The organism is Acinetobacter sp. Q186-3, assembly GCF_013420655.1.
GTDB lineage: Bacteria > Pseudomonadota > Gammaproteobacteria > Pseudomonadales > Moraxellaceae > Acinetobacter > Acinetobacter indicus.
On sequence record NZ_VOXS01000035.1, the window covers coordinates 1 to 5,025 of the forward strand.

General features: G+C 42.3%; 4 protein-coding genes and 1 pseudogene. All 5 read right to left on the bottom strand.

Annotation, left to right across the window (positions count from 1 at the left end):
- Nucleotides 1–348: 348 nt before the first annotated feature.
- Nucleotides 349–885 carry an HD domain-containing protein gene (locus tag FTT64_RS14090; protein WP_159138992.1) on the bottom strand — a complete coding sequence of 179 codons (537 nt, stop codon included), beginning with the start codon at nt 883–885 and terminating at the stop codon, nt 349–351.
- Nucleotides 886–1,233: 348 nt separating this feature from the next.
- A complete protein-coding gene (gene estT, locus FTT64_RS14095; protein WP_180182507.1) occupies nt 1,234–2,094 on the bottom strand; it encodes a macrolide hydrolase EstT in 861 nt (286 codons plus the stop codon).
- A 17-nt stretch (nt 2,095–2,111) separates the two neighbouring features.
- Entirely contained in the window at nt 2,112–3,248 is a 1,137-nt protein-coding gene (gene tet(X), locus FTT64_RS14100; RefSeq protein ID WP_044502094.1) for a tetracycline-inactivating monooxygenase Tet(X), read from the bottom strand.
- A 46-nt stretch (nt 3,249–3,294) separates the two neighbouring features.
- Nucleotides 3,295–3,648, bottom strand: a complete 354-nt coding sequence (locus tag FTT64_RS14105) for a hypothetical protein (RefSeq protein ID WP_218949381.1) — start codon at nt 3,646–3,648, stop codon at nt 3,295–3,297.
- 545 nt (nt 3,649–4,193) lie between these two features.
- Nucleotides 4,194–5,025, bottom strand: a pseudogene (locus FTT64_RS14115) (IS91-like element ISVsa3 family transposase); the annotation flags it as partial.

Genomic DNA, 5,025 nt, shown 5'->3' on the forward strand with positions numbered 1-5,025 from the left:
ACGTATAGGAAGAATAAACGCCCTTTTCACCCAAGTCCAACAGCTTTGGACCGCAGTTGACTCTTTCGACACCCCTGCGATGCAACCCAATCCGGCTGACGGGGAGCCAGCAACGCTGAAAATTTACCCTCCTCTTTCCCACTAGCGGCTCCTTTTCCGACAACCAGCACGGCGGATCCCTGCCGCGGCGCTGTGAACGCAGCATTTTGATTGGTATCGTTGGCCTTCAGGCTCGTCAGTCAAACAGACCCAGGAGCAGCTCAGCCGGTGGCGCCCGGCTTTCGGGTAACGCCCTGGTCCCGCTGGTTTCGGCTTTGTGCTTCAGGTGATCAAGGATCTGCTTGATCACTATAGGGTCTTCAATGCAGGACTGTATTTACATAAAGCAAGCGCCTTACCCGCTTGTGTTTTGATTTTTTTTGAAACAAATTGTCTTAAGGTTTCTGTGTCCTTAGTGCAATCCATAACTTGCATGTTTTCAATAAGGTCTGCCTCCCAAAGAATCTGAAAATCTTTTCCATCTATTTTTTCAGGCGTATGATGGTTTCCAACTATATAACATACTCTTTCAATTACGAATGGTTCATAATTATGTTCATTTAATATATTTCTTGCAATTGGTACTCCTTCCTGCTCTTGGAGATGTCCCTCCATTGATCCATATTTGCGTAATGCTTCCACAGAACCTATGTCGTGTAAAACAGCACTTAACTCTATAATACAACCAGTCTGACTGTCTACATTTTCTCTTTCAATAATCGTCCGTGTATTTTCTAACACCTTCATTGTGTGATCGACGCCATATGGTACAGTTCTGAAAATATTTTTCATCTCTTTGATTACTTGGTCTAATTTCTCTGATTCTCCTATGTCCTTATATTTCATATCACATTATTTTCTGCTAAGGTCTCAAGAATAAAAAAATCAGGCAATGAACCTATGTTAAGTAATCTTTTTGGTGGCTTTGGTTGATATTGGTTGAAAAGCACAATGACCAAGATGTTAATCCTGGTCTTTGGTTTTTAAGAAAACAAAATTGTATTTTCTTTTCGCTGTATCTCCGAGATGATATGATTTAATGAAGATACCATTTCGTATTTAGTTTACAATATTTCCTTTTATAAAAGAAAATTGCGTAGTATGATTATTAAAAAACACCAAAAGATGTTATTCAAAGAACACATTGATATTAGCTTCAATCTCTAAACCGTTGATTTGGAAATACATAATACCCTATTTGTTCATTCTTTTGTTATTTGTTGTATGTTGCGTTATTCCATCAATAATTTTATTCCAATCTTCGAAATGTAGTTCGTGTCCGGTTCCATCAAGCGTTATTAGTTTTGAGCCGTTTATCTTTTCAAGTAAAACTGCTGAATTCTTAAAATGGCATATTTTATCGTCCGTTCCGTGTACAATTAAGGTTGGTTGATTGATTTCGCTCAATCTGTTCCAGTATTCTTCACCACCTTGCAGTGCCGCATGATTGAACATACTTATATAGTTATTAGCTCTTTTAAATTCGGCTCTAATCAGTTTTTCACTTCTTTGTTTGTCAAATTGTTTCCTGCCGCTCATCAATTCAGCACCTTGAATTAAATAATTTGCCACACTGTCTTCATTTGTCCAATCTACGGTTTCAGCTTTTCCGTGAAAATCTAAAATACGCGTATCCATTTCAGGAATTGTGGGGTCTGAGTCGCCCCAAGGACCTGATGAGATTAGTGTTATTGAACTTACCCTGTCGGCATATTTTATTGATGCTATTTGAGAAATCAGTCCGCCCAGTGAAATTCCCACAAAATTGGCTTTGACTATTTTATAGCCGTCCAAAATCGATATGGCATCATCGACTAAATCAACAATATCATAGGGGGTTGAACCCGGTTCGTAATTAGTAGATTTTCCTACGTCCCTATTGTCGTAGCGAATAACAAAAAATCCCTTTTCAGATAGTTTCTGGCAAAATTCAGCATCCCAATACAACATGGATACCGTTGCTCCCGCAATCAAGAGTATTGCCGGATCTTTTTCACATCCAAAACTTTCGGTAAAAAGTCTTATTCCGTTTTTTTTAACTATTTTCTCTTTCATTTCCTCGCCTTTCTGTTTTATAGATTCATTAGTTTTTGGAAAGAAAAGTCGAGGCTGAACATTTCCGTTTCGTTTATTATTGATTCTGCCTGTGCTTCTCTTCCATAAGCAAACATTTGCTGTTCATAATTTTCAATAGCCTCTTCAATGCTGTTAAATTTCCCATTGGTCAGATTATCCGACAATATCAAGGCATCCATCAACCCACTGTTTACGCCTTGTCCTGCAAAAGGAGGCATCAAATGAGCAGCATCTCCAATCATCGTTATGGGTAATGGACGCTTACTTTTCCAAGACTTATCTAAGGGAAATATTCGTGTCGCTAACCCTACAAAAGATGATGTCAAACGAATCAGTTCTTTGTAGCGTTCGTCCCAATCGGAAAATTTTTTCAGGAGAAAATCAACGACACTATTTCTGTCTTGAAAATCTACCCGCGTTTTGCTTTTCCATTCATCAGGTGTTTTAAAACTTATTCCAAAATGCAATGCACCATTATTATTAGGATTCGCAAATAATAAATTACCTTGATGAGCAGCCATTAGCCGGTTTCCATTGCAAAGCTGAAAAAATCCAGGACAGTTCACCTCCGGTTGATGAATATCGGCTTGTATATTGAAAGTACCTGTTTCTTCAACTTCCGTGTCGGTAACAAATTTTCTTACTTTAGACATTCCACCATTGGCAATAATAACCAGATCTGCTGTTTCACTCGATTTATCCTCAAAAGTTAGTATCCACTTCTCCTTATCAGGTTCAAGGGTAACAAGTTTTCTATCCCAAATGACGGTATCATTTTGTAAACTATTTAATAGGATAGTCCTTAAGTCATTTCTGTTTATTTCAGGATTGTCAAAACGATTTTCGGGTCTTACATTTTTTGTGGTTAAAATATTGCCCTTTTCATCAACAATATTTACACCCATTGGTAAAGCTAAGTCATAATAAGTTTGTAACAATCCCGCTCTTTTCATTGCTTCCTGTCCCGAATCCCTGTGCAGATCAAGTGTCCCACCAAAAATCCTTGCATCTTGGTCTTTGTCTCTCTCGTAAACTGTAATGTCCACGCCGTTTTGCTGTAACAATCTCGCCATTGTTAATCCAACAGGCCCGGCACCAATTATTGTAATTTTTTTATGTTTTAATAAAGTCATATTCTTGTTCGCTGGTTTTAATGTCAACTAATGTCTGTCAATTTAATCACTTTGTTTTTTTAAATTCAAACACGGATTTTCCTGATAACTTTAGCTTTTGCCCTTTTTTTAAGCCGTTCGGAAAGTCAATTGCTAAAATTGCTGTATAATCAATTTCTATTTCAGTGCTGTTGTCAAAATGCCTAAACGATTTAACTGTCTGTGTTCTCTTTGCAAAGTATGTTTTTGCTGTTTCTGCCTGTTGTTTAAACGCTGTTAACCCTTTCAGCGATAACCTTATATCATTATTTTGAATGTTTTCAAAAACAATATTATCGTCAAGGTCTGCAACCATTTTTTTGATATCAAATTGGTTGTATCCATCGATGTAGTTATTGATGATGTTTACTCTGTCGGTCATATTTTGTAATTATTTATCGGTTACATATTGGTGTTGTCTGTAGGTTGTTCTACGATAATTGCCAACTTTTAACTTCTATACGAAGGAACATGTTGGGATACTTGAACTTTCGATTTAGCGCCAACACGAGCAAACCGAAGTTAGCACCTACTCTCTATTCAGCATATTTTTTAAAAATACTTGTGGCAATGTGTCCGCCAAAACCAAAAGTATTACTCATTGCGTAATTCACTTGCCGTTGTTGTGATTGGTGTAACGTCAAGTTAAATATATCCCTATATTCAGGTTCAATATCTACCGAATTGATTGTACGTACAGGAAGAATAAACGCCCTTTTCACCCAAGTCCAACAGCTTTGGACCGCAGTTGACTCTTTCGACACCCCTGCGATGCAACCCAATCCGGCTGACGGGGAGCCAGCAACGCTGAAAATTTACCCTCCTCTTTCCCACTAGCGGCTCCTTTTCCGACAACCAGCACGGCGGATCCCTGCCGCGGCGCTGTGAACGCAGCATTTTGATTGGTATCGTTGGCCTTCAGGCTCGTCAGTCAAACAGACCCAGGAGCAGCTCAGCCGGTGGCGCCCGGCTTTCGGGTAACGCCCTGGTCCCGCTGGTTTCGGCTTTGTGCTTCAGGTGATCAAGGATCTGCTTGATCACTATAGGGTCTTCAATGCAGGCGATGACTTTCATGGCGCCGCCGCAGCCGCTGCAGGTCTCGATGTCGATATTGAAAACACGCTTGAGCCGTTGCGCCCATGTCATCGACGCTCGCCGTTGTGCTGGTGTTGCCGGTTCATCAGCCACCCTGACCTTGTTGCCCCTGCCCCGTTTTGCCGGCGTGACCAACGCCCGGTGCCGACTGTTGGGTGCGAACACCCCGTGGAAGCGGGTTAGGTTGACTCTGGGCTTCGGTACCAGGGCGGCCAGCCTTGCAATGAAATCCAATGGTTCGAAAATGACGTGCGTGGTGCCGTCCCGGTACGGCGTCTTGAGCTGGTAGCGCACGTTGCCGCCTCGTGTTAACGACAGCCGCTTCTCGGATACCGCCGGGCGGCTGATGTACCGGCACAGCCGTTCGAGCTTCTTGCGTTCATCGGCCCTGGCCGCCACGCCGGCGTGCAGGCTGGACCCGGCTACCTTGCCAATCCCGTCACCGAACGGATCACCACTGGTCGGCAGAGTTTGCAAAGTGAACACCTTTCGCCCCGCCTGTGAACCGACAGCGATACGGTAAGTGATCGAGTGCCCCAGCAGGGGTGTCATCGGGTCGTCATCCACCGCATCCGAGGCCAGATAGCTGTTTTCGACATCCCGTTCCAGCAGGCCTTGCCGTTCCAGATAGCGACCCACCCGGTGGGCGATGGTGTGCGTCAGC

Coding starts and splice junctions, on each gene's coding strand:
- FTT64_RS14105 (WP_218949381.1), bottom strand. CDS start 3,648: ATGACCGACAGAGTAAACATCATCAATAACTACATCGATGGATACAAC.
- estT (WP_180182507.1), bottom strand. CDS start 2,094: ATGAAAGAGAAAATAGTTAAAAAAAACGGAATAAGACTTTTTACCGAA.
- FTT64_RS14090 (WP_159138992.1), bottom strand. CDS start 885: ATGAAATATAAGGACATAGGAGAATCAGAGAAATTAGACCAAGTAATC.